We start from the raw sequence: 24,817 nt of genomic DNA, 5'->3' as shown, positions 1-24,817 counted from the left end.
AGGGCAGTGAAGGACAGGAATGGAGGGAATATAGCAGAGGCCGATGGCCGGGATGTGTCGCGCATGGCGCGACGGCCCGTGCGAACGGGCAAAAAGCGGGTAAAAAAAAACCGTGCACACGGTGCACGGTTTTTTCAAAATCTGGTCGGGGTGAGAGGATTCGAACCTCCGGCCTCTACGTCCCGAACGTAGCGCTCTACCAGGCTAAGCTACACCCCGATTTTTTGCCCTTCCAACTTCGCAGTTTTCGTTCAGATCGCTGCGTCGTCTCAAGCAAGAACGTAACTATAACGATGTTTTTTCTAAAAGGGAATACCTTGATGAAGAAATTTTTCGAGACAAGGTATCGCCTTCGATTCGCGGCGCGTTTACGACTGCCGCGACGTCGAGTACGAGCACAGCGCGAGCAGGCTTTCCTTGTAGATCGAATCCGGGAACGCGGCGATCGCGGCCGCCGCAGCCTGGGCTTCCTGGCGTGCGCATTCGAGCGTATGGTCGAGCGCACCCGAACGCGTGATCGCGTCGAAAATCGTGTTGAAGCGATCGGTGCCGCCCTGTTCGATCGCCTCGCGGGCGAGCGCGGACTGCTCGGGCGTGCCGCGTTCGATCAGATAGATGAGCGGCAGCGTCGGCTTGCCTTCGCGCAGATCGTCGCCGGCGTTCTTGCCCATCGCCTCGGCCGTGCCTGCGTAGTCGAGCCAGTCGTCCATGATCTGGAATGCGGTGCCGATGCGGCGGCCATACTCGGCCGCGGCCGCTTCGGTCGGCGCATCGGCGCCCGAGAGCACCGCGCCCAGTCGGGCCGACGCTTCGAACAGCTTCGCGGTCTTGTAGCGGATCACCTGCATGTAGCGGGTCTCGTCGACGTCCGCATCGTGCATGTTGAGAAGCTGCAGCACCTCGCCTTCGGAAATGATCGTCGTCGCTTCCGACAGGATCTCCATCACGCGCATCTTGCCGACGCCGACCATCATCTCGAACGAGCGCGAATAGAGATAGTCGCCTACCAGCACGCTCGCCGCGTTGCCGAACAGCGCGTTGGCCGTCTGCCGACCGCGCCGCAATTCGGACTCGTCGACGACATCGTCATGCAGCAGCGTGGCGGTGTGGATGAACTCGACGACGGCAGCCAGCACGTGCCGCTGGTGCGACGTCTCGCCGAGCGCGCCGGCGACGAGCAGCAACAGGGCAGGACGCAGCCGCTTGCCGCCCGCACCGATGATGTACTCGGCGATCTGGTTGATCAGCAGTACGTCGGACGCGAGGCTTTGCCGGATAACGCGATTCACCTGCTCCATGTCGCTTGCGATCGGAGCGAGCAGGTGGGCGGCGCTGAGGGTGGGGGAGGCGGTGGACGACGACATGATGATCGAAATGGGTGATGCGGCGGATTATAAGTCGAATCCGAGATATCCCGGTCTGCCGGACGCGCCGCAGCCGTGATTTTGGCCGTCTGGCCAGGGCTTGCGCGCGGCAATCGCGGATCGGTTTTGACTTCGGTGCTAACCCCATGTATAATCACGTGTTTTCCGCGCGTGGTGTGCGGAAAAATTGGATCCAGAGTGAGGTTCTCAATGTACGCGGTCATAAAAACCGGCGGCAAGCAGTACAAGGTTGCCGTTGGCGAAAAACTCAAAGTAGAACAGATACCGGCTGACATTGACGCTGAAATCACGCTCGACCAGGTTCTCGCAGTGGGCGAAGGCGAATCGATTAAGTTCGGTGCGCCGCTGGTCAGTGGGGCTTCCGTCAAGGCCACCGTTGTGTCGCACGGTCGTCATGCCAAGGTCACCATCTTCAAGATGCGTCGCCGGAAGCACTACCAAAAGCACGGCGGCCACCGCCAGAACTACACTGAGCTGCGCATCGACGCGATCAACGCGTAAGCGCCTCGGTAAAGGAGCAATCAGATGGCACACAAAAAGGCAGGCGGCTCTTCCCGGAACGGCCGCGACTCCGAGTCGAAACGTCTCGGCGTGAAAGTGTACGGCGGCCAGGCAATCAACGCCGGCGGCATCATCGTGCGTCAGCGCGGTACGCGCATGCACGCTGGCGAGAACGTCGGCATGGGCAAGGATCACACCTTGTTCGCGCTGGTCGACGGTCACGTCAAGTTCGCGACCAAGGGCGCGGACAAGAAGCATCTGGTCATCGTTGTCCCGGCGGCTGCCTAAGTTCAGGCACCCAAGGGCTTCGTAGCCGAAAGGCCCCGCAGTCTTCGCGGGGCCTTTTTTTATTTGGCCGCCGGGCGCATGTGCGCGCCGGCGGTTGTCGCCGAACCGGCGGGCAATTGGCCGAACGGCAGATTGTTCAAGCGCGCCGGCGCGCGGCACAATAGCGGAAATACTGGTCGGAGTAACGAATGAAGTTCATTGACGAAGCACGAATCGAAGTCATCGCCGGCGACGGAGGCGATGGCAGCGCGTCGATGCGCCGCGAGAAATTCGTTCCGTTCGGCGGGCCGGACGGCGGCGACGGCGGCCGGGGCGGGAACGTCTACGCGATCGCCGACCGCAACATCAACACGCTGATCGACTACCGTTACGCGAAGAAGCATCTCGCGCGCAACGGCGAAAACGGTCGCGGTTCCGATTGCTACGGCAAGGGCGGCGACGACATCACGCTGCGCATGCCGGTCGGCACGGTCGTCACCGACATGGATACAGGCGAGCTGATCGCCGACCTGACCGAGCACGACCAGCAGGTGATGCTCGCGAAGGGCGGTTCCGGCGGCCTCGGCAACCTGCATTTCAAGTCGAGCACGAACCGCGCGCCGCGCCAGAAGACGGACGGCAAGCCCGGCGAGCGACGCATGCTGCGGCTGGAGCTGAAAGTGCTCGCCGACGTCGGGCTGCTCGGCATGCCGAACGCCGGCAAGTCGACGTTCATCTCGTCGGTATCGAATGCGAAGCCGAAGATCGCCGATTACCCGTTCACGACGCTCGCGCCGAATCTCGGCGTCGTGCGGGTCGGCCCGAGCAAGAGCTTCGTGATCGCGGATATCCCGGGGCTGATCGAGGGCGCCGCCGAAGGCGCGGGCCTCGGCCACCAGTTCCTGCGCCATCTGCAGCGCACCGGCGTGCTGCTGCACCTCGTCGATCTGGCCCCGTTCGATGAAAACGTCGATCCGGTCGCGGAAGCGAAGGCGATCGTCGGCGAGTTGCGCAAGTACGACGAGGCGCTCTACGAGAAGCCGCGGTGGCTCGTGCTGAACAAGCTCGACATGGTGCCGGAAGACGAGCGCAAGGCGCGCGTCGCCGATTTCCTCGAGCGTTTCGGCTGGGACGGCCCGGTATTCGAAATCTCGGCGCTCACGGGCCAGGGCTGCGAAGCGCTCTGCTACGCGATCTACGACTACCTCGCCGAGCATTCGGAAGCGCATCGCGTGGCGGAAGAGGAAGATCTGGCCGCGGACGTCCGGTTCCGCGATGCGCCGCCCGCCGATGGCGGCACGACGCCCGGCGGCGACGCCTGAGCGGCTCCGACATGCACCGGGCGCGGCCCGGTGCCGGAATTTAATCGCGCCCGGCCGGGCAGGCATCAGATACAGGAGACAGCGCACGATGCGTTCGATCATCGCGGATTCGAAGCGACTGGTGGTGAAGGTAGGCTCGAGCCTCGTGACCAACGACGGCAAGGGGCTCGATCATGCTGCAATCGGCCGCTGGGCTGCCCAGATCGCCGCGCTGCGCGCTCAGGGCAAGGAAGTGGTGCTCGTCAGTTCGGGGGCGATTGCCGAAGGGATGCAGCGGCTCGGGTGGAGCAAGCGCCCGCGCGAGATCGACGAGCTGCAGGCGGCCGCTGCTGTCGGCCAGATGGGGCTCGCGCAAGTCTATGAGAGCCGCTTTACCGAACACGATATCCGCACCGCGCAGATCCTGCTCACGCACGCCGACCTGGCCGATCGCGAGCGCTACCTGAATGCACGTTCGACGCTGCTTACGCTGCTGCGGCTCGGCGTCGTGCCGATCATCAACGAGAACGACACGGTCGTCACCGATGAAATCAAGTTCGGCGACAACGACACGCTCGGTGCGCTGGTCGCGAACCTGATCGAAGGCGATGCGCTGATCATCCTGACCGACCAGTCGGGGCTGTTCACCGCCGATCCGCGCAAGGATCCGAACGCGACGCTGGTCGCGGAAGCCAGCGCCGGCGCGCCGGAACTCGAAGCGATGGCGGGCGGCGCAGGCTCGAGCCTCGGCCGCGGCGGGATGCTCACGAAGATCCTGGCGGCAAAGCGCGCGGCGCACAGCGGCGCGAATACCGTGATCGCGAGCGGGAGGGAGCCCGACGTGCTCGTGCGGCTCTCCGCGGGCGAGGCGATCGGCACGCAGCTGATCGCGCGCACCGCGCGGATGGCGGCGCGCAAGCAGTGGATGGCCGATCATCTGCAGGTGCGCGGGCATGTCGTGATCGATGCGGGCGCGGTCGAGAAACTGACCGGCGGCGGCAAGAGCCTGCTGCCGATCGGCGTGACTGGCGTGCAGGGCGCGTTCGCGCGAGGCGAGGTGATCGCGTGCGTCGGCCCGGACGGGCGCGAAGTGGCGCGTGGCCTCACGAACTACAGCAGCGCGGAAACGAAGCTGATTCACCGCAAGCCGAGCGGCGAGATCGAGACGGTCCTCGGCTACATGCTGGAGCCCGAACTGATTCACCGCGACAACCTCGTGTTGGTGTAACCGTTCGGCCTGGCATCGGCAAACGACAAAAAAGCCCGCATTACGCGGGCTTTTTCATTGCGGCGGGCAGCGGCCAGACGGCCCGTGTCGCTCGGTCAGCGCAACTGGCTCATCGCGGTACGGTGGAACCGGACGTTCTCCAGAATCTGCTGGGTCGAGCCCTGCGGCATCTTGTTCGAGCAGAAGTAGTCCTGGTAGAGCGCGGCGTGATATGCATTCAACTCGCCGTTCTCGATGCGGCGCCAGTCGTTCTCGACCGTGCGATCCCAGCCGTCGTGATCCGAATTCAGGCCCGCATACTGGCGCCATTCGTAGGTGTCGCAGCGGATGCCTTCGTAGTTCACGTTGCGTGCGCCGGCCGGGCTCGTGATGACGACCGCATATCGCACGACGCCGTCGGTGCCGACCGCGAGCGACTTCGCATCGATGGCGAACTTGAGCGGCGTGTTCTGCGACACGTTGAACGGCAGCAGGTCGCCTGCCTGCGGCAGCGCAGGCAGCGTATCGACCGGGTTTTCCTTCCAGTTGCCCTGGCGGTCCAGCAGATACACGAACGCGCTGTCATCCTTGTTGGTCGGCGCCTTCGAATTCGCGCAGCCGGCCAGTGCGGCCGCTGCGGCGATCGATGCGAGCGCGAGAGCAATCGCTTTCAATATGCATTCCTCGTAAAAAAAGGGCGCGACACCAAGGTCGCGCCCGGTCATGCAGTCCGACTCGTCACTTGCCGATGATCACCTGGGGCGGCAGCTCGTCGAGCGTGCTCGCGTCCATTTCGATCTCCGAACAAACCACCGATGTGTCGACAATCGTCAGCGTCTGCTGGACCTGCGTGCCGATTACGCGCGGATAGCGCGACGGACGCGGCCCACGCGGCTTGTCGGCTCGCTGCGCCGGGCGGCGCAGGAAGCGCGACAGTTCCGTCAGCGCCAACTGATAGACATCCCGCTTGAACTCGATCACCGCATCGAGCGGCACCCAATACTCGTTCCAGCGCCACGCATCGAACTCCGGGTGATCGGTCGCGCGCAAGCAAATGTCGCAATCGCGTCCGACCATCCGCAGCAGGAACCAGATCTGCTTCTGGCCGCGGTAATGTCCGCGTACTTCGCGTTTGATGAACTTGTCAGGCACCTCGTAACGCAACCAGTCGCGAGTGCGGCCGATTATCTTGACGTGTTCCGGATGCAGGCCCGTTTCCTCGTGCAGTTCCCGGTACATCGCCTGCATGGGGGTCTCGCCATACTTGATCCCACCTTGAGGAAACTGCCAGGAATGCTCGCGGAGCCGCTTGCCCCAAAACACCTCGTTGCGCGCGTTCAAGAGGATGATGCCGACGTTCGGGCGAAAGCCTTCACGATCCAGCATACAACCACCTTCGAATCCTTTAAAATTGCTTTGATTATAAACAGATAACGGGCGCTGCGCACCGTGACGGAGCGAATCCGCCCGGGGTGCATCTGCTGAATTGTCCCTGATTTGTCTGCTACGTCATCTGCGCCATCGCCGTTCGTCGCGCGCAGCTTTTTCACCTTGAAACTTTTTCGGGCGCCCCGCCTGGGGCGCCGTATTTGGAACCGTCCGCATGAAAGCTTCCCGTTTCTTTATCGGCACCCTCAAAGAAGCACCGGCCGACGCAGAGATCGTCAGCCACAAGCTGATGGTGCGCGCCGGCATGATCCGTCGTGTCGCCGGCGGCATCTATAACTACCTGCCGGTCGGCCTGCGCTCGATTCGCAAGGTCGAGGCGATCGTGCGCGAGGAAATGAACCGGGCAGGCGCCATCGAGCTGCTGATGCCGGCCGTGCAACCGGCCGAGCTGTGGCAGGAATCGGGCCGCTGGGAGCAGTACGGCCCCGAGCTGCTGCGCTTCAAGGACCGCAAGGACAACGACTTTGTGATCGGGCCGACGCACGAGGAAGTCGTCACCGATATCGCGCGCAACCAGATCAAGAGCTACCGGCAGATGCCGGTGAACTTCTATCAGATCCAGACGAAGTTCCGCGACGAGATCCGTCCGCGCTTCGGCGTGATGCGCGGCCGCGAATTCATCATGAAGGACGCGTATTCGTTCGACAAGGACGCGGCCGGCCTGAACGAGTCGTATCGCAAGATGTACGACGCGTACGTGCGCATCTTCACGCGCCTGGGTCTCGAGTTCCGCGCGGTCGCGGCCGACAGCGGCTCGATCGGCGGCAACTTCTCGCACGAGTTCCACGTGATCGCCGATACCGGCGAGGACGCGATCGCCTACTGCCCGACGTCCGAGTTCGCGGCGAACATCGAAGCGGCCGAAGCGCTGCCGCTGGTCGCCGAGCGCGCGGCGCCGGCCGAAGCGATGGAGAAGGTCGCGACGCCCGGCAAGGCGAAGTGCGAAGCCGTCGCCGAGCTGCTGGCGATCCCGCTCGAGCGCACGATCAAGTCGATCGTGCTGGCCACCGACAACGAAGGCGCCGAGCCGACCATCTGGCTCGTGATGCTGCGCGGCGACCATGACCTGAACGAGATCAAGGTGTCGAAGCTGCCGGGTCTGAAGAACCACCGCTTCGCGACCGAGCAGGAAATCGTCGAGTGGTTCGGCACGCCGCCGGGCTATCTCGGCCCGGTCGGCACGAAGAAGCCGGTGAAGGTGATCGCCGATCGCACGGTCGCGAACATGAGCGACTTCGTCGTCGGCGCGAACGAGGTCGACTATCACATCGCGGGCGTGAACTGGGGCCGCGACCTGCCGGAGCCGGACGTCGCCGACGTGCGCAACGTGAAGAAGGGCGATCCGTCGCCGGACGGCAAGGGCACGATCGACATCTGCCGCGGCATCGAAGTCGGCCACGTGTTCCAGCTCGGCACCAAGTACTCGGAAGCGCTGGGCGCGACGTTCCTCGACGAGTCGGGCAAGCCGCAGCCGATGCTGATGGGCTGCTATGGCGTCGGCGTCACGCGCATTCTGGGCGCGGCGATCGAACAGAACTTCGACGACAAGGGCATCATCTGGCCCGAGTCGATCGCGCCGTTCGAAATCGTGCTGTGTCCGATGGGTTACGACCGCAGCGACATGGTTCGCGAGGCGGCCGACAAGCTGTACGCGGAACTGACGGCGGCCGGCATCGACGTGATCCTCGACGATCGCGGCGAGCGCCCGGGCGTGATGTTCGCCGACTGGGAACTGATCGGCGTGCCGCATCGTCTGGTGATCGGCGAGCGCGGCCTGAAGGAAGGCAAGATCGAGTACCAGGGCCGCCGCGATGCCGAAGCGACGCTGCTGCCGGCCGACACGGCCGCGGCGACGGTGACGGAGAAGATCCGCGCCGCGCTCGCGCGCTGATCGCGGCAATCGGGGGACACGGTGGAATACACCTTCCTGTCGGCTACCGTGCTCCTCGTGCTGATCACGGATCCGCTCGGTAACATCCCGCTGTTCATTACGGCGATGCGGGACGTGCCGCGCGAGCGGCGCGTGAAGCTGATCCTGCGTGAAGTGGGGATCGCGTTCGTGATCCTGCTGTTCTTCATGGTGGTCGGCGACCGCTTCCTGCGGATGATGAGCCTCACCGACCTGTCGCTGCGGCTCGGCGGCGGGATCGTGCTGTTCCTGATTGCGCTGCGGATGATCTTCCCGCATCCGGACGGCGCGCTCGGCAGCGATCCGCGCGCGGGCGGCGAACCGTTCATCGTGCCGCTCGCGATTCCGGCGCTGGCCGGCCCGTCGGCGCTCGCGACGGTAATGCTGCTGACGTCGCAGGCGCCGGGCAAGATGCTCGAGTGGGTCGGCGCGCTGACGGTCACGATGATCGTCTGTGCGATCACGCTGGTGTTGGCCGAACGGATCCAGCAATGGCTCGGCGAGCGGACCGTCGCGGCGTTCGAGCGGCTGATGGGCCTCGTGCTCGTCGCGATCTCGGTCGAGATGCTGCTGGCCGGCATCCGGGCGTTCGTGCACCAGTTGTAACGTCGGCCGCGCGGGCCGAAAAAAAGCGGCGCGCCGGGAAACCGGTGCGCCGCTTTTGCTTTTTTATCGTCGGGGCAGGGCGATCAGACGTTCGTGGTCAGCGCACGGATCGTCGGCAGATTGCGCCAGTAGCCCTTCGCGTCCATCCCGCAGCCGAACACGTAGCGGTCCGGCACCGAGAAGCCGCAGAAATCGGGGTGCAGCGGCTTCGCCTTCGCGAGCGTCTTCTCGCACAGCACGGCGGACATGAAGCGCTTCGCGCCCATGTCGAGGATGCGGTCGCGGATCGCGGCCATCGTTTCGCCTTCGTCGAGGATGTCGTCGAGCACGAGCACGATCCGGTCCTTCACCGATTCGCGCGGCGCGACGCGCCAGTGCATCTCCGGGCTGCCCTGCGTCGTGTTGCGGTAGCGGGTCAGGTGGATGTAGTCGAATTCCAGCGGGAAATCGAGATGCGGCAGCAGCATCCCGGTAAACACCGCGGCGCCGCCCATCACCGAGAGAACGAGCGGGAACGCGTCGCCGATCTCGGCGCGGATCGCGTCGGCCATCTTGGAGATCGAGGCGTTGACGGCATCGGCCGAGACGATCTCTTCGGAGTGGTCGAAAATGTGGAGGGCTTCTTCGCGGTTCATGTGTTCTGGCGGGCAGTCGGTATACAAATAAGAATGAAGCAGAACGGACGGCGCGCGCTACGGCAAAAACCCGCGCGCCGGCCGACGGACGGAATCAGCGCATGCCGGGCATCATGCCCTTCAGGCCGCGCATCATCTTCTGCATGTTGCCGCCCTTCAGCTTCTTCATCATCGTACGCATTTGATCGTACTGGTTCAGCATCCGGTTGACTTCCTGCACCGGCACGCCCGCGCCGGCTGCAATGCGGCGCTTGCGCGTCGCCTTGATGATTTCGGGTTTCGCGCGCTCGGCGGGCGTCATCGAGCTGATGATCCCTTCCATCCGGCGGATCGACTTCTCGGCCTGGCCCATGTCGGCGCCGGCCGCCGCCTGCTGGAACTGCGCGGGCAGCTTGTCCATCAGCGACGACAGGCCGCCCATGTTCTTCATCTGCGAGATCTGCGCGCGGAAATCGTTCAGGTCGAAGTCGCCGCCTTTCTTCACCTTGTCGGCAAGCTTTTGCGCAGCCTGTACGTCGACGCCGCGCTGCGCTTCCTCGACGAGCGCGAGGATGTCGCCCATGCCGAGGATCCGGTTCGCCATCCGGTCGGGGTGGAACACCTCGAGGCCGTCGAGCTTTTCGGCGACGCCGACGAACTTGATCGGCTTGCCCGTGACGTGACGCACCGACAGCGCCGCACCGCCGCGCGAATCGCCGTCGAGCTTGGTCAGCACGACGCCGGTGAGCGGTAGCGTGTCGCTGAACGCCTTCGCGGTGTTGACCGCGTCTTGGCCGAGCATCGCGTCGACGACGAACAGCGTTTCTGCCGGCTTCAGCGTGCCGTGCAGCGCGGCGATTTCCTGCATCATCGCCTCGTCGATACCGAGACGGCCGGCCGTGTCGACGAGCAGCACGTCATGGTAGTGGCGCTTCGCCCAGTCGACGGCGGCAACCGCGATGTCGACGGGCTTCTGGTCCGGTGTCGACGGGAAGAAATCGGCGCCGACCTGCTCGGTCACCGTTTTCAACTGCATGATCGCGGCCGGGCGATACACGTCGCACGACACCGTCAGCACCTTCTTCTTGTACTTCTCGCGCAGCAGCTTCGCGAGCTTGCCGACGGTCGTGGTCTTGCCGGCACCCTGCAGGCCGGCCATCAGGATCACGGCGGGCGGCGTGACCGCGAGGTTCAGCTCGGCGGCCTTGCCTTCGTAGTCGCCGCCGATCACCGCGGTCAGCTCCTTCTGGACCACGCCGACGAGCGCCTGGCCCGGCGACAGGCTGCTGATCACCTCCTCGCCGAGCGCCTTTTCCTTGACCTTGGCGATGAATTCGCGGACGACGGGCAGTGCGACGTCGGCCTCCAGCAGCGCGAGACGCACCTCGCGGAGCATCTCCTGGGTGTTCGCCTCGGTAAGGCGGGCCTCGCCGCGCAGCGTCTTGACGACGCGCGCCATCCGTTGAGTGAGATTGTCGAGCATGGGGAGCGATGGACAGTGGGGCCCGAAGGCGCGATGGAACCTGACAAAGGGAGCCGTCGCGGGAAGGGGGCCTAGTGTAAACTTCGAACATGGATATTGTACTGTATGCCCTCACCGCATTCCTGTACGGCGGCCTCGCCGTCGCAGGCTGGCGCACGCACCGCCAGGGCGCGACGCCGCTCGTCGCGAGCGTGCCGGCCGTGCCGGTCCCCGCGTCCGCCGCGTCGGGGATGAGCGGGGCCGGCCGCGCGCTGCTGTTTGCCGCGCTCGTCGCGCACGGCGTACTGCTGCACATGACGATCTTCCCGAACGACGCGATGATCTTCGGTTTCGCGTTCGCGCTGTCCGCGATGTTCTGGCTCGGCGCCGGCATCTACTGGATCGAGAGCTTTTTCTTCCCGCTCGACAGCCTGCGCCTGCTCGTGCTGCCGCTCGCGTGCGTCGCGTCGCTGCTGCCGCTCGTGTTCGGCGGCGTGCGGGTGCTGCCTTATGCCGCAGCGCCGCTGTTCAAGATGCACTTCCTGATCGCGAACATCGCATACGGCCTTTTCGCGATCGCCGCACTGCACGCGATCCTGATGCTGATGGTCGAGCGGCGTCTGCAGTCGCTGCGAAGCGGCGGACGCGGCGGCTCGACCGGCTGGATCGCGAGCTGGCTCGAAACGCTGCCGCCGCTCCTCACGCTCGAGAAGCTGCTGTTCCGGTTGATCGGCGCGGGCTTCGTGCTGCTCACGCTGACGCTTGCATCGGGGATCCTGTTCAGCGAACAGGTCGATGCGCGCGCGCTGCGGCTCGACCACAAGACCGTGTTCGCAGTGTTGTCGTGGCTGATGTTCGGCGGCCTGCTGGTTGCGCGCAAGACGTCGGGCTGGCGCGGGCGCGGCGCCGCGCGCTGGGTGCTCGTGTCGTTTGCCGCGCTGCTGCTCGCGTATGTCGGCAGCCGGTTCGTTTTCGAGGTGCTGCTGCACCGCTCCGTGGTTTGAACGCAGGTTTCCGATGCGACAGATTCTTCTCCTGATTCTTCTCTTCTTCGCGGGTTCGTGGATCGCACGCAAGCTGCGCCAGGCCCAGGAGCACGCGCAGGCGCGCACCGGCCGCGGCGCCGGCTACGACGGCGCGCCCGGTCACGACGGCGCCGGTGCGGCACGCCCGAACGGCGATGCGCGCTCGCTGCCCGAACCGATGGTGCGCTGCGCCGAATGCGGCGTGCATGCGCCGAAGGGCGAAGCCGTCGTGTCGGACGGCGAGTATTTCTGCAGCACCGAGCACGCGCAGCGCCATCGCACGCACGCGAGCGGCTCCGACGCACGATGAGCGACGCACCGCTGCTGTCGGTCGACGCGAACGGCTGGGTGCGCGAAGCGCGCCATGCGCCGTCGCCGAATTTCGAGGCGCGGCCCGCGGGCGCGGTGCCGACGCTCATCGTCGTGCACAACATCAGCCTGCCGCCCGGCGAGTTCGGCGGCGACGCGATCGAGGCGCTGTTCCTGAATCGCCTCGATTGCGATGCGCACCCCTATTACCAGCGTCACCTGCGCGGCGTGCGCGTGTCCGCGCACTTCCTGATCCGCCGCGACGGCGAACTCGTGCAGTTCGTGTCGTGCGACGAGCGCGCGTGGCATGCGGGCGCGTCGGCGTTCTTCGGCCGGCCGCGCTGTAACGATTTCTCGATCGGCATCGAGCTCGAAGGCGCGGACGACGTGCCGTTCGACGCGGCGCAGTACGCGACACTCGGCGTGCTCGCACGCACGCTTGCGGCGCGCTACCCGGTCGGCGCGGTGGCCGGGCATTCCGACATCGCGCCGGGCCGCAAGACCGACCCGGGTCCGCACTTCGATTGGCAACGCTTCGCGGACGATGCCGGCTTTTCCGCCGAATACTTTCCTTTCCGTCAGCACTGAGCGCAGGGTTTTTGAGTCGGCAAAAATTTTTTTTCCGACCAATGCCTTGTCACGTCTGCCCGTCCGGGGGGCAGGGGTGATGTCAATACCTTTCGCGCAAATTCTCTGTTTTGACCTCTTCCGAATGTCCACTATACTTGGTGCCGGTTGAGTAGTTCTGTACTAGATATAGTGTGTGTCGCCGGGGAAATCCGAGCGGCACCGGCCGGCGGGCAACGCCGGCGGACAGGGTTCTCAGGCGGCGCATCAGGCCGGGCGGTCCGGGCGTCGCGATCAAGCGCAGCGAACTTCGACGGGGCAGGGTATACATGACGAAGCACACGACCGGATCGGTTGTCGCGCATCGGCCGCACCGGTTTCCCCGACGTATCGCTCGCCTCTTACCGCTTGCGCACCGCATAGCGCAGCGTTCGTTTTAATCCGCGGTTCTCTCCGCACCATCCAACACCAGGAGCTTTGCATATGCAAACCACCGACAACGCGACGTCCCAGTACGAGAGCGCCTCGAGCCGTCCGCTCGGCGGGACCGAACAGGGCGCGCAGGGCCTCGCGCCGCAAGCCACGTTCGCCGACTACAAGGTGATCCGCCGCAACGGCAGCGTGGTGTCGTTCGAGCCTTCGAAGATCGCGATCGCGGTGACCAAGGCTTTCCTGGCCGTCAATGGCGGGCAGGGCGCGGCATCGGCACGCGTGCGCGAACTCGTCGAGCAGCTGACGCACAACGTCGTGCGCGCGCTCGTGCGCAGCCGTCCGAACGGCGGTACGTTCCATATCGAAGACATCCAGGATCAGGTCGAACTCGCGCTGATGCGCGGCGGCGAGCACAACGTCGCGCGTGCGTACGTGCTGTATCGCGAGAAGCGTCACCTCGAGCGCCAGCATGCGGGCGAGGAAGCAGCGGCAGTCGGCGGCGAGTCGAGCACCGGCATCAACGTCGTCGACAACGGCGTCACGCGCCCGCTCGACCTGAACGCACTGCGCGCGCTGATCGTGTCGGCATGCGACGGTCTCGGCGCTGCGGTTAACCCTGACCCGATCGTCGCGGAGACGGTGAAGAACCTGTACGACGGCGTGCCGATGAGCCAGGTCTACGACTCGGCGATCCTCGCTGCGCGCACGATGATCGAAAAGGATCCGGCGTACAGCCAGGTCACGGCCCGCATCCTGCTGCACACGATCCGTCGCGAGATCCTCGGCGAAGAAGTCGTGCAGGCCGAGATGTCGGCCCGCTACGCGGAATACTTCCCGCAGTTCCTGAAGCGCGGCGTCGACGCCGGCCTGCTCGACGACAAGCTGCTGCAGTTCGACCTGAAGCGTCTGGGCGAAGCGCTCGACGCGAACCGCGACCTGCAGTTCGGCTACCTCGGCCTGCAAACGCTGTACGACCGCTACTTCCTGCACGTCGACGGCACCCGCATCGAAATGCCGCAGGCATTCTTCATGCGCGTCGCGATGGGCCTGTCGCTGAACGAGATCGACCGCGAAACGCGCGCGATCGAGTTCTACAACGTGCTGTCGAGCTTCGACTTCATGAGCTCGACGCCGACGCTGTTCAACTCGGGCACGCACCGCTCGCAGCTGTCGTCGTGCTACCTGACGACGGTCGCGGACGATCTCGACGGCATCTATGAAGCGCTGAAGGAAAACGCGCTGCTGTCGAAGTTCGCCGGCGGTCTCGGCAACGACTGGACGCGCGTGCGCGCACTCGGCTCGCATATCAAGGGCACGAACGGCAAGTCGCAAGGCGTGGTGCCGTTCCTGAAAGTCGTCAACGACACGGCCGTCGCGGTCAACCAGGGCGGCAAGCGCAAGGGCGCGGTGTGCGCGTACCTCGAATCGTGGCACCTGGACATCGAGGAGTTCCTCGAGCTGCGCAAGAACACCGGCGACGATCGCCGCCGCACGCACGACATGAACACGGCGAACTGGATTCCCGACCTGTTCATGAAGCGCGTGATGGAAGGCACGGACTGGACGCTGTTCTCGCCGTCGACCTGCCCGGATCTGCACGACAAGTTCGGCACGGCGTTCGAGGCGGCTTACACGGCTTACGAAGACAAGGTCGCGCGCGGCGAGATCAAGCTGTTCAAGAAGATCCCGGCGCAGCAGCTCTGGCGCAAGATGCTCGGCATGCTGTTCGAAACGGGCCACCCGTGGATCACGTTCAAGGATCCGTGCAACATCCGCTCGCCGCAGCAGCACGTCGGCGTCGTCCACTCGTCGAACCTGTGCACGGAAATCACGCTGAACACGAGCGACACCGAAATCGCGGTGTGCAACCTCGGTTCCGTGAACCTCGTCGCCCACCTGGTGAAGCAGGCCGACGGCAGCTACGCGCTCGACCACGACAAGCTGAAGCGCACGATCAGCGTCGCGATGCGCATGCTCGACAACGTGATCGACATCAACTACTACGCGGTGCCGAAGGCGCGTAACTCGAACCTGAAGCACCGCCCGGTCGGCATGGGCATCATGGGCTTCCAGGACTGCCTGCACCTGCTGCGCACGCCGTACGCGTCGGACGCGGCGGTCGAGTTCGCCGATCGTTCGATGGAAGCGGTCTGCTACTACGCGTACTACGCGTCGACCGAGCTGGCCGAGGAGCGCGGCCGCTACTCGAGCTACCGCGGCTCGCTGTGGGATCGCGGCATCCTCCCGCAGGACACGCTGAAGCTGCTGACGGAAGCGCGCGGCGGCTACGTCGAGGTCGACACGTCCGAGTCGCTCGACTGGACGACGCTGCGTTCGCGGATCGCCTCGTACGGCATGCGCAACTCGAACTGCGTCGCGATCGCGCCGACGGCGACGATCTCGAACATCATCGGCGTGTCGGCATGCATCGAGCCGACCTTCCAGAACCTGTACGTGAAGTCGAACCTGTCGGGCGAGTTCACGGTGGTGAACGAGTACCTCGTTCGCGACCTGAAGGAACGCGGCCTGTGGGACGAAGTGATGGTCGCCGACCTGAAGTACTTCGACGGCATGCTGTCGCGCATCGACCGCATTCCGGCCGACCTGCGTGCGATCTACGCGACCGCGTTCGAAGTCGATCCGACGTGGCTGGTCGAAGCGGCATCGCGTCGCCAGAAGTGGATCGACCAGGCGCAGTCGCTGAACATCTACATGGGCGGCGCGTCGGGCAAGAAGCTCGACGAGACCTACAAGCTCGCATGGCTGCGCGGTCTGAAGACGACCTACTACCTCCGCACGATGGCGGCGACGCACGTCGAGAAGTCGACGGTCGCACACGGCGCGCTGAACGCGGTGCCGACGGGCGGTGCGGGCAGCGGCGGTTCGAGCAGCGGCGGCGCGCAAGGCGCAGCAGGCGGCTTCGGTGCGGCAGGCGGCGATGCATCGTCGGGTGCGGTCAATGCGGCACCGGCGCTCGCGCCGGTCGAAGCGGACGGTCCGGTGTGCACGATGCGTCCGGGCGATCCGGGCTTCGACGAGTGCGAAGCTTGCCAGTAACGCGGCGCGCGTTGACCTGAAGTAGGTTCGAGCGGCGCGCACGACAACCGATCGAGGTTGAAGTGTGCGCCGCTCTCAACTAAAAAAATGATAAGGAATCTGTAACGCGACACCTGCGTTGCAGTCACAGGCAAGCGATCGAAACATCCCCGACAGCGTCGCGTTTCGATCAGCGTTCGATGTGTCGAGCGCACCTCGCGAACCATGCGCGACACACGTCGCGCGCTGCATGAACGACGATGCGTTGCTCAAAGTGTTGTATCGAGGTCGCAACGCGAATCGAAAAAAGGATTTTTCGTGAGCGAACCCTTTTATCGCTCAGGAAAAGATGGTACAAACCGTTCTAAATTGATGGTGAGAATTTATGCTCAACTGGGATGACGAGAAGACTGCCGTAACCCCCGCGAGCGGAGCGCAGCAAAACGCGTTGCGCACCTCCGCCGGGATGGCTGTCGGAATGCAGGCTGCAACGCCTGCCGCCCATCAGGTCCGTGACATTTTCGAAGGCGATCTTGCGGTGCCGCCGCAAGCATCGGCCGTTCCCGCTGGCGGTTCCGAAGCGCGGGTCAATGTCGCCGACAAGCGCATCATCAACGGCCAGACTGACGTCAATCAGCTGGTGCCGTTCAAGTACAAATGGGCGTGGGAAAAGTATCTGGCGGGTTGCGCGAACCACTGGATGCCGCAGGAAATCAACATGTCCCGCGACATCGCACTGTGGAAAGACCCGAACGGTCTGACCGAGGACGAGCGCCGCATCGTCAAGCGTAACCTCGGCTTCTTCGTGACGGCCGATTCGCTCGCGGCGAACAACATCGTGCTCGGCACGTACCGCCACATCACGGCGCCCGAGTGCCGGCAGTTCCTGCTGCGCCAGGCGTTCGAAGAGGCGATCCACACGCACGCGTACCAATACATTGTCGAATCGCTCGGTCTCGACGAAGGCGAGATCTTCAACGCGTACCACGAGGTCACGTCGATCCGCGCGAAGGACGAATTCCTGATCCCGTTCATTCATACGCTGACGGACCCGGCCTTCAAGACCGGCACGCTCGAAGCGGATCAGAAGCTGCTGAAGTCGTTGATCGTGTTCGCCTGCATCATGGAAGGCCTGTTCTTCTATGTCGGCTTCACGCAGATCCTCGCGCTCGGCCGCCAGAACAAGATGACGGGTGCTGCGGAGCAATATCAGTACATCCTGCGCGACGAGTCGATGCACTGCAATTTCGGCATCGACCTGATCAACCAGATCAAGCTCGAGAACCCGCATCTCTGGACCGCGGAATTCCGCGCGGAGATCCGCGAGCTGTTCAAGCAGGCTGTCGAACTCGAATACCGCTACGCCGAGGACACGATGCCGCGCGGCGTGCTGGGTCTGAACGCGTCGATGTTCAAGAGCTATCTGCGCTTCATCAGCAACCGCCGTTGCCAGCAGATCGGCCTCGATCCGCTGTACCCGAACGAGGAAAACCCGTTCCCGTGGATGAGCGAAATGATCGACCTGAAGAAGGAACGCAACTTCTTCGAGACCCGAGTGATCGAGTATCAGACGGGCGGCGCGCTGTCCTGGGAATAACCCGCAGCAGCGAACCCGTCACATGATGGAGCAGCCGGCGGCCTCTCGGCCCCGGCCCAAGGTTTAGGAGCAAGAACGCCTGATGCAAAGCATGCCCGGTGCCTTAACGGCCCAACGACATGATCGGCACTTTGCGAACCCTTCAGTGGGATGGGCAAACTTCCCTCCGGAAAAAGCGGACGGCCGTGTGGCGGTCCGCTTGATCAAGCGATTAGGGGTGGCGGCGCGAGGTGCGCCGGCTACCGACTTGATTTGGCGCGCGAGGCCATGGGGTCACGCGCGCCATACCGTATTCATTAGCGTAAGCGCGCGGTATCCGCGTACGCCGATGAATAGCCCGCTTCGAAGCGCACGTCCTGAACAGCGTCCGCGGGAAGCGGGTTTTGACGAAGGGTGTAGTTTGAACTGACTCTCATCTGAACCTGAAGGAGAACAACATGGCTACTGCCAAGAAGAAACCGGCTGCTAAGAAGGTTGCTGCCAAGAAGACCGTTGCGAAGAAGGCTGCAGCTCCGGCGAAGAAGGCCGCTGCAGTGAAGAAGGTTGCTGCGAAGAAGGTCGCGGTGAAGAAGGTTGCAGCCAAGAAGGCCGCACCGGCGAAGAAGGCCGCAGTGAAGAAGGTTGCTGCGAAGAAGGTCGCAACGAAGAAGGTTGCAGCCAAGAAGGTCGCAGCTAAGAAAGTCGCGGTGAAGAAGGTTGCAGCCAAGAAGGCCGCACCGGCGAAGAAGGCCGCAGTGAAGAAGGTTGCAGCCAAGAAGGTCGCACCGGCGAAGAAGGCCGCTGCGAAGAAGGCCGCACCGGCGAAGAAGGCTGCAGCCAAGAAGGCCGCACCGGCGAAGAAGGCCGCTGCCAAGAAGGCCGCGCCTGCGAAGAAGGCTGCTGCGAAGAAGGCCGCGCCCGCCAAGAAGGCTGCCCCTGCGAAGAAGGCTGCTGCTGCACCGAAGGCTGCCGCACCCAAGGCTGCCGCACCGGCGAAGAAGGCTGCTGCTCCGAAGAAGGCCGTCGTGAAGAAGGCTGCACCGGCAACCACCGCGTCGACCGCATCGGTCGCGCCGGCATCGGGTGCGAAGACCGCGCTCAACCCGGCAGCGGCATGGCCGTTCCCGACCGGCAGCCGCCCGTAATCGCGACTGACCAGTACCACCCGGACACTCACGTGGTGTCCGCGGGTTGAGTAGCGCTACTCAATCGGTCCCGCCATCTCGTTTGGATGGCGGGATTTTTTTCGTCCGTATTCTGCGTTCGTGTGCCGGCCGGCACGGCCGAGCGCGGACGAAAAAAAACGCATGTGCAGCTTCGCACATGCGTTCGACCGCGGCTTGCGCCGCGTGCTGAGGATGCTCGTTAGTGCGTGACGCGCGTGACGCCGCCGCTCGACAGCAGCCGCACACGGTCGCCCGCACGGAACATTTCGCCGCTCGTCGCCTGCGTGATCGAGCGCAGGTCGCCATTGTCGAGACGCACGGTGATTTCGACACCGTTCGCCGTGCTGAGGTTTTCGCCGACCGCGTTGCCTGCGACCGCGCCGACGAGACCGCCCGCGATCGCCGTCAGGATCGACCCCTTGCCGCCGCCGATCGCGCTGCCCGCGACTGCGCCGAGCGCACCGCCGCCGAGCGTGCCGATCGCGCTGCCGCCGCCGTCGGACTGGATGCGCACCGCACGGACGCTTTCGACCGTGCCCATGCGGACCGTCTGTTCGCGCTGTGCCTGGCCGACGCTATAGACGTCCGCCGAACCCGGCGGCGTGAAGCAGCCGGCCAGCGTCAGCGTGGCCGTCAGCATGGCCGCGAGCGTGAGGGTTTTTTTCGTCAACATCTGTGCTCTCCCACAATATTCATTTGAGACTGTAACCGAAGGCAGCCTCGAAGCGCGCATCGATTTCGGCGCGCGTCAGTGCGTAAGTCTGGGGCCCTTGGTGGGCGATCTTGATCGAGCCCATGAGGCTCGCGAGGCGGCCCGTGGTTGCCCAGTCGAGGCCATTCTCGATGCCGTACAGCAGGCCGCCCCGGAAGGCGTCGCCGCAGCCGGTCGGATCGACGACGCGCCCGGCTTGCACGACCGGAATCTGTTCTTCGCCGTTTTTGTGAAGAATGGTCGAGCCGTGTTCGCCGCGCGTGATGATCAGCGCCTGAACCCGGCTGGCGATTTCCTGTTCGGACCAGCCCGTCTTGTCGCTGACGAGCTTGCCTTCGTAGTCGTTGACCGCGACGAAGGTCGCGAGTTCAATGATGCGGCGCAGCGTCGCACCGTCGAACAGCGGCAGGCCCTGGCCCGGATCGAAGATGAACGGGACGCCGGCCTTCGCGAATTGCTCGGCGTGCTGGACCATCCCGTCGAAGCCGTCCGGGGCGACGATGCCGAGCTTCACGCCCGACACTTCGTCCGCGCGGTTCAGATGCGACTGCATCATCGCGCCCGGGTGGAATGCGGTGATCTGGTTGTTGTCGAGATCGGTCGTGATCATCGCCTGCGCTGTGTGCGTTTCGGGCACCACGCGTACGCTCGCCTTCGACAGCCCGAGGGCATCGAGACGCTCGAGATAGCGGTCCGCGTCGTTCGCGCCGACCGTCGCCATGATGCGCGCATCGCCGCCGAGCATGTGCAGTGCGTAAGCGATGTTCCCCGCGCAACCGCCGAATTCGCGACGCATCGTCGGCACGAGGAAGCTCACGTTGAGAAGGTGAACCTGGTCGGGCAGGATGTGCTCGCGAAACCGGCCTTCGAAGGTCATGATGTTGTCGTAGGCGAGCGAGCCGCAAATCAGCGTAGTCAAGGCGTGCGTTCCTGTAGAGAGCAAAGGGAGGCGGCCGCCCGGCCGGTGCGAAGGGCCCGTCGGGCCTCGCGCGGCAGGGCCGGGCGGCAGCGGATTACTTCAGTGCGGCGAGTGCTGCGTCGTAGTTCGGCTCGTCCTTGATCTCGCTGACGAGTTGCGCGTGGATCACCTTGTCCTGTGCGTCGAGCACGACGACCGCGCGTGCGGTCAGGCCGTTCAGCGGGCCGCTCGTCACGTCGACGCCGTAGGCGTTCGCGAATGCGCGGCCGGCGCGGAACGTCGAAGCCGTCACGACGTTCGACAGGCCTTCGGTCGTGCAGAAGCGCGTGGCGGCGAACGGCAGGTCGCCCGACACGACGATCACGACCGTGTTGTCGAGCGACGATGCGGCTTCGTTGAACTTGCGGGTCGACGTCGCGCAGGTCGGCGTGTCGAGGCTCGGCACGATGTTCAGCACCTTGCGCTTGCCGGCGAAGCTGGCGAGCGACACGTCGGCGAGGTCCTTGCCGACCAGCTTGAAGTCGGGGGCTTGCGAGCCGACGGCCGGGAACGTGCCGGCGAGATCGATCGGGTTGCCACCCAGCGTAACTTTGCTCATGTTCGTGCTCCGAATTAGCGCGCCCCTCGGGCGCGCGGGTTGAGACGGCGCGCATGCGCGCGCCGCGGTGCGTCACGGATAGAAGATCTGGACGCGGAAATTCGATGCGGGCGTGCCGTTCGTTTCGAGACGCACGACCATCGTCTGCGTCGTGCCGGCCGGCAACCCGGCGTCGATCGGCGTGCCCGGGCGCACGTAGTCGCGCGGCGCGAGCACGCGGCGCACGGTCACGTGATTGGTATCGTCGAGCAGCGTGAGCTCGAGCGACGGGTACGCGAGCGCGACGCGGTAGCGGTTCGTCAGCGGCACCTTCAGTTCCAGCACGCGCGGGCCGTCGAGCTGGCGCAGGTCGGTCGCGTCGAGCCGCAGGCCGTTGATCGCGCGCGGCGGCGCGACCGTGCAGCCGAGCGGCGCGCACGCCTGCCGGAACCAGTCCTGCGTGACGGGCCAATGGATCATCAGCGCCTCACGCTGCCACCATGCGAGCTGTGCGACGAGCAGCACCGCGAGCGCGGCGGCGACCAGGCCGCCGAAGAAGCCGCCGATCACCCCGCGTTGCCGCGGTGCGGGTGTCTCGCGCGTGACGGCGAAGTGCGGGCGGTCGTCGTCGGTCAGCGTGGCGGGGAACGGTACGGCGGGTTCGTCGGCGGTCGCGGCCGGCGCGGCGGCGGGTTCGTCCGAGTGGATGCTCGGTTCCGGCGCCGCTCGCACCGGCGTGAATGCGAAGCGCGGTTCGCGCGGCGCGCGTTCGTCGTCGGGCGCGGCGAAGTGTGCGTTGCCGACGGGTTCGGCCGCATCGGCGGCAACCTGTGCATCGGCATCCGACGGAGTGTGGGCGACGAAGCGCGGTTCGCGCGGGTCGTGCCCGGCCGACGGTACGGACGACTCACCGGTTTCGTACGGAGTCGGCTCCGGTTCGGCCGGTTGAGCGGTGGACGTGAAAGCGTGCGGTTCGGCAGGGGCGGGCGAGATCGGCGCGGGCGTGCCGGTCAGGTGAACGACGCCGGCCTCCGTGGCCGGCAGCGCCAGCGGCACCAGCGGTTCGGTGCGCACGGTCTGCACGTTGTGCTGCAAAGACGGGGCGACGCCGGCGTCGAGCCACGGCGCCCACATGTCCCAGCCTTCCGGCTTGTAGTCGGCATCGGCGGGCGCCGGTTTGGCGGGCGCATCGGCGGTGAAGAGGCGCGCCGGCGCGGTGTCGTGTTGCGTGCCGGCGGCAGCCGGCTCGGCCGGTGCCGCTTCGGTCAGCGCCGGCTCGGGCTGCTGCGCCAGTTCGGGAACGAGCGATTGCGACGCGTTGAAGACCTGCTGGCAGTGCCCGCAGCGCACGAGCCCGTCATGCAGCGAGAGCTGTTCCTGCTGCAGCCGGAAGACGGTTTCGCAATGAGGGCAGCGCGTCGCAAGAAGCATGTCGAGCCGGGCGGCCTGCTGGCCAGAGTGAGGGACAGCGCTATTCTAATGGCTTTCCCGCCGGGTTCCGGCGAGGCATACCCAACCTTCGTGTTCGCGCCAGACCGAGATGTCGACGTAGCGCGCATAGACGGCCGCGACTTCGTCCGCCTGGCGGGCAAGCACGCCCGACAGCGCGATGCGGCCGCCCGGTTTCACCTTCGACGCGAGCATCGACGCCATCAGCTTCAGCGGGTTCGACAGGATGTTCGCGACGACGATGTCGAACTCGCCGGCCGGGCATGCGTCGGGCAGCCCGTACGTGACTTCCGCACGGTTGCGTTCGCTGTTCTGCCGGGCCGATTCGACGGCCTGCGGATCGATATCGATGCCGACGACGGGGTTCGCCCCGCATTTCTGCGCGAGGATCGCGAGAATGCCCGAGCCGCAGCCGTAGTCGAGCACCGACTGGCCGGGCTTCACCGATTGCTCGAGCCATTCCATGCACAGGCGCGTGGTCGGGTGGCTGCCGGTGCCGAACGCAAGACCGGGGTCGAGTTCGAGAATCAGCGCGTCGGGATCGGGCGCGTCGTGCCAGGACGGTACGACCCAGATCCGCTCGCCGATCGGGATCGGCTCGAATTGCGACTGCGTGAGCCGCACCCAGTCCTGCTCCTCGACTTCACGAACGTCGAACTTCGGCGTCTCGGCGACGCCGATTTCGTTCGCGGCCGCCGCGAGCAGCACGGCCGGCTCTTGATCGGGCGACAGCAGCGCGATCACGCGCGAGTGCTGCCACGCGGTACGATCCGGCACGAGGCCCGGCTCGCCGAAGAGCGGCTGTTCGTCGGGCGTGTCGGCGTCGGCGTCCTCGACGGAAACCGACAGCGCGCCCAGTTCGAGCAGCGCGTCGGACAGCGCCTCCGCATGCTCACGGGCCAGTTCGACGACGAGTTCGCGATAGCTCATGCTTTACGCTTCTTCCGGTGCGGCCTGCTGCTTCTGGGCGAGCCGGTGTTCGAGGTAGTGGATGCTGGTGCCGCCTTCGACGAACTTCGAGTCGATCATCAGCTCGCGGTGCAGCGGGATGTTGGTCTGGATGCCTTCGACGACCATTTCCGACAGCGCGATGCGCATCCGGCGGATCGCCTGGTCGCGCGTTGCGCCGTAGGTGATCAGCTTGCCGATCATCGAATCATAGTTCGGCGGCACGAAATAGCCATTGTAGGCATGCGAGTCGACGCGCACGCCGGGGCCGCCCGGCGTATGCCACGACGTGATCCGGCCCGGCGACGGCGTGAACTTGAACGGATCTTCGGCGTTGATCCGGCATTCGATCGCATGGCCGCGGAACTGGATGTCGCGCTGGCGCAGCGCGAGCTTCTCGCCGGCCGCGATGCGGATCTGTTCCTGCACGATGTCGACGCCCGTGATCATCTCCGACACCGGGTGCTCGACCTGCACGCGCGTGTTCATCTCGATGAAGTAGAACTCGTTGTTCTCGTACAGGAATTCGAACGTGCCCGCGCCGAGATAGCCCATCTTCTTGCATGCGTCCGCGCAGCGGTCGCCGATGCGGTCGATCAGGCGGCGCGGAATGCCGGGTGCCGGCGCTTCCTCGATCACCTTCTGGTGGCGGCGCTGCATCGAGCAGTCGCGCTCGCCGAGCCAGATCGCGTTCTTGTGCGCGTCGGACAGCACCTGGATTTCGATGTGGCGCGGGTTCTCGAGAAACTTCTCCATGTACACCTGCGGGTTGCCGAACGCACGGCCGGCTTCCTCGCGGGTCATGTTGACTGCGTTCACGAGCGCAGCCTCGGTGTGCACGACACGCATCCCGCGGCCGCCGCCGCCGCCGGCTGCCTTGATGATCACCGGATAGCCGATCGTGCGCGCAATCTTCACGATCTCCTTCGGATCGTCCGGCAACGCGCCTTCCGAGCCCGGCACGCACGGCACGCCGGTCTTGATCATGGTCTGCTTCGCGGTGACCTTGTCACCCATCATGCGGATCGTTTCCGGGCGCGGGCCGATGAACGTGAAGCCCGACTGCTCGACGCGTTCCGCGAAGTCGGCGTTCTCCGACAGGAAGCCGTAGCCGGGGTGGATCGCCTCGGCATCGGTGACTTCCGCGGCGCTGATCAGCGCCGGCATGTTCAGGTAGCTCAGGTTCGACGGAGCCGGGCCGATACAGACGGCTTCGTCCGCGAGGCGCACGTACTTGGCTTCCTTGTCGGCTTCCGAGTAGACGACCACCGTCTTGACGCCGAGCTCGCGGCACGCGCGCTGGATGCGCAGCGCGATTTCACCGCGGTTGGCAATGAGGATTTTTTCAAACATAGCGAGTATTCGTCTCTTCGAGGGACGCGCGAACGGCGCCTGGCGAG

The 24,817-nt window shown here is 65.1% G+C and carries 24 protein-coding genes and 1 tRNA gene; 13 read left to right on the top strand and 12 right to left on the bottom strand.

Features of this window, described 5'->3' with window-relative positions:
* Window positions 1–142: 142 nt before the first annotated feature.
* Both BME24068_RS27890 and BME24068_RS27885 read right to left on the bottom strand, forming a co-directional pair.
* Window positions 143–219, bottom strand: a tRNA-Pro gene (locus BME24068_RS27890).
* Between the two features lie 149 nt (window positions 220–368).
* On the bottom strand, window positions 369–1,364 hold the full coding sequence (locus BME24068_RS27885; protein WP_096506188.1) for a polyprenyl synthetase family protein: 996 nt from the start codon (window positions 1,362–1,364) through the stop codon (window positions 369–371).
* Between the two features lie 210 nt (window positions 1,365–1,574).
* Between BME24068_RS27885 and rplU the strand changes: the two genes are divergently transcribed.
* The 4 genes from rplU to proB all read left to right on the top strand — a co-directional run bounded on the left by rplU (window position 1,575) and on the right by proB (window position 4,682).
* Window positions 1,575–1,886 carry a 50S ribosomal protein L21 gene (gene rplU, locus BME24068_RS27880; protein ID WP_027783472.1) on the top strand — a complete coding sequence of 104 codons (312 nt, stop codon included), beginning with the start codon at window positions 1,575–1,577 and terminating at the stop codon, window positions 1,884–1,886.
* A 24-nt stretch (window positions 1,887–1,910) separates the two neighbouring features.
* Complete coding sequence (gene rpmA, locus BME24068_RS27875) at window positions 1,911–2,174, top strand: 50S ribosomal protein L27 (RefSeq protein ID WP_006476999.1); 264 nt, start codon at window positions 1,911–1,913, stop codon at window positions 2,172–2,174.
* Between the two features lie 188 nt (window positions 2,175–2,362).
* Window positions 2,363–3,475 carry a GTPase ObgE gene (gene obgE / locus BME24068_RS27870; RefSeq protein ID WP_096506190.1) on the top strand — a complete coding sequence of 371 codons (1,113 nt, stop codon included), beginning with the start codon at window positions 2,363–2,365 and terminating at the stop codon, window positions 3,473–3,475.
* Between the two features lie 88 nt (window positions 3,476–3,563).
* The gene (proB, locus tag BME24068_RS27865; RefSeq protein WP_096506192.1) at window positions 3,564–4,682 is read left to right on the top strand and encodes a glutamate 5-kinase; all 1,119 of its coding nucleotides are present in this window, start codon (window positions 3,564–3,566) and stop codon (window positions 4,680–4,682) included.
* A 95-nt stretch (window positions 4,683–4,777) separates the two neighbouring features.
* On the opposite strand, the gene BME24068_RS27860 is transcribed toward proB, so the two are convergent.
* Window positions 4,778–5,386 carry a CNP1-like family protein gene (locus BME24068_RS27860; RefSeq protein WP_096506194.1) on the bottom strand — a complete coding sequence of 203 codons (609 nt, stop codon included), beginning with the start codon at window positions 5,384–5,386 and terminating at the stop codon, window positions 4,778–4,780.
* A gap of 13 nt (window positions 5,387–5,399) precedes the next feature.
* Entirely contained in the window at window positions 5,400–6,047 is a 648-nt protein-coding gene (locus BME24068_RS27855) for an RNA pyrophosphohydrolase (protein ID WP_096506196.1), read from the bottom strand.
* A gap of 217 nt (window positions 6,048–6,264) precedes the next feature.
* Here BME24068_RS27855 and BME24068_RS27850 point away from each other — a divergent pair, with 217 nt between their 5' ends.
* Both BME24068_RS27850 and BME24068_RS27845 read left to right on the top strand, forming a co-directional pair.
* Complete coding sequence (locus BME24068_RS27850; RefSeq protein WP_124827211.1) at window positions 6,265–8,001, top strand: proline--tRNA ligase; 1,737 nt, start codon at window positions 6,265–6,267, stop codon at window positions 7,999–8,001.
* Between the two features lie 21 nt (window positions 8,002–8,022).
* Entirely contained in the window at window positions 8,023–8,625 is a 603-nt protein-coding gene (locus BME24068_RS27845) for a MarC family protein (protein WP_096506202.1), read from the top strand.
* Window positions 8,626–8,708: 83 nt separating this feature from the next.
* On the opposite strand, the gene BME24068_RS27840 is transcribed toward BME24068_RS27845, so the two are convergent.
* Window positions 8,709–9,260: a hypoxanthine-guanine phosphoribosyltransferase gene (locus tag BME24068_RS27840; RefSeq protein WP_096506204.1), complete on the bottom strand. Its 552-nt coding sequence runs from the start codon at window positions 9,258–9,260 to the stop codon at window positions 8,709–8,711.
* Window positions 9,261–9,354: 94 nt separating this feature from the next.
* Complete coding sequence (gene ffh / locus BME24068_RS27835) at window positions 9,355–10,722, bottom strand: signal recognition particle protein (RefSeq protein WP_096506206.1); 1,368 nt, start codon at window positions 10,720–10,722, stop codon at window positions 9,355–9,357.
* Between the two features lie 89 nt (window positions 10,723–10,811).
* Here ffh and BME24068_RS27830 point away from each other — a divergent pair, with 89 nt between their 5' ends.
* From BME24068_RS27830 to BME24068_RS27800, 7 genes are all read left to right on the top strand, one after another.
* Window positions 10,812–11,705: a cytochrome C assembly family protein gene (locus BME24068_RS27830; protein WP_096506208.1), complete on the top strand. Its 894-nt coding sequence runs from the start codon at window positions 10,812–10,814 to the stop codon at window positions 11,703–11,705.
* A 13-nt stretch (window positions 11,706–11,718) separates the two neighbouring features.
* A complete protein-coding gene (locus BME24068_RS27825; RefSeq protein WP_174927979.1) occupies window positions 11,719–12,036 on the top strand; it encodes a PP0621 family protein in 318 nt (105 codons plus the stop codon).
* The gene (ampD, locus tag BME24068_RS27820) at window positions 12,033–12,623 is read left to right on the top strand and encodes a 1,6-anhydro-N-acetylmuramyl-L-alanine amidase AmpD (RefSeq protein ID WP_174927978.1); all 591 of its coding nucleotides are present in this window, start codon (window positions 12,033–12,035) and stop codon (window positions 12,621–12,623) included. The genes BME24068_RS27825 and ampD overlap by 4 nt, the downstream gene beginning before the upstream one ends.
* Window positions 12,624–13,085: 462 nt before the next feature.
* On the top strand, window positions 13,086–16,091 hold the full coding sequence (locus BME24068_RS27815; protein WP_096506216.1) for a ribonucleoside-diphosphate reductase subunit alpha: 3,006 nt from the start codon (window positions 13,086–13,088) through the stop codon (window positions 16,089–16,091).
* Window positions 16,092–16,455: 364 nt separating this feature from the next.
* Window positions 16,456–17,667 (top strand): ribonucleotide-diphosphate reductase subunit beta, encoded by a 1,212-nt coding sequence (locus tag BME24068_RS27810; protein WP_096506220.1) that lies wholly within the window; start codon window positions 16,456–16,458, stop codon window positions 17,665–17,667.
* An 82-nt stretch (window positions 17,668–17,749) separates the two neighbouring features.
* Window positions 17,750–18,076, top strand: coding sequence for a hypothetical protein (locus BME24068_RS27805; RefSeq protein ID WP_081472821.1), 327 nt, complete (start codon window positions 17,750–17,752; stop codon window positions 18,074–18,076).
* Between the two features lie 28 nt (window positions 18,077–18,104).
* Window positions 18,105–18,791, top strand: a complete 687-nt coding sequence (locus tag BME24068_RS27800; RefSeq protein WP_174927977.1) for a histone H1-like DNA-binding protein — start codon at window positions 18,105–18,107, stop codon at window positions 18,789–18,791.
* Between the two features lie 220 nt (window positions 18,792–19,011).
* Here BME24068_RS27800 and BME24068_RS27795 read toward each other — a convergent pair whose 3' ends face one another.
* From BME24068_RS27795 to accC, 6 genes are all read right to left on the bottom strand, one after another.
* The gene (locus tag BME24068_RS27795; protein WP_096506224.1) at window positions 19,012–19,485 is read right to left on the bottom strand and encodes an outer membrane lipoprotein; all 474 of its coding nucleotides are present in this window, start codon (window positions 19,483–19,485) and stop codon (window positions 19,012–19,014) included.
* A gap of 19 nt (window positions 19,486–19,504) precedes the next feature.
* Window positions 19,505–20,443, bottom strand: a complete 939-nt coding sequence (locus BME24068_RS27790) for a carbohydrate kinase family protein (protein WP_096506226.1) — start codon at window positions 20,441–20,443, stop codon at window positions 19,505–19,507.
* A 94-nt stretch (window positions 20,444–20,537) separates the two neighbouring features.
* Window positions 20,538–21,041, bottom strand: coding sequence for a thiol peroxidase (gene tpx / locus BME24068_RS27785; RefSeq protein WP_096506228.1), 504 nt, complete (start codon window positions 21,039–21,041; stop codon window positions 20,538–20,540).
* Window positions 21,042–21,113: 72 nt separating this feature from the next.
* Window positions 21,114–22,451: a DUF3426 domain-containing protein gene (locus tag BME24068_RS27780; protein WP_174927976.1), complete on the bottom strand. Its 1,338-nt coding sequence runs from the start codon at window positions 22,449–22,451 to the stop codon at window positions 21,114–21,116.
* 45 nt (window positions 22,452–22,496) lie between these two features.
* On the bottom strand, window positions 22,497–23,399 hold the full coding sequence (gene prmA, locus BME24068_RS27775; protein WP_096506232.1) for a 50S ribosomal protein L11 methyltransferase: 903 nt from the start codon (window positions 23,397–23,399) through the stop codon (window positions 22,497–22,499).
* Between the two features lie 3 nt (window positions 23,400–23,402).
* Window positions 23,403–24,770: an acetyl-CoA carboxylase biotin carboxylase subunit gene (gene accC / locus BME24068_RS27770; protein ID WP_096506234.1), complete on the bottom strand. Its 1,368-nt coding sequence runs from the start codon at window positions 24,768–24,770 to the stop codon at window positions 23,403–23,405.
* Between the last annotated feature and the right edge of the window lie 47 nt (window positions 24,771–24,817).

The sequence above is a fragment of the Burkholderia anthina genome, assembly GCF_902498995.1.
In the GTDB taxonomy this organism is placed as follows: domain Bacteria; phylum Pseudomonadota; class Gammaproteobacteria; order Burkholderiales; family Burkholderiaceae; genus Burkholderia; species Burkholderia anthina.
This window is presented reverse-complemented; position numbering and strand designations above follow the sequence as displayed.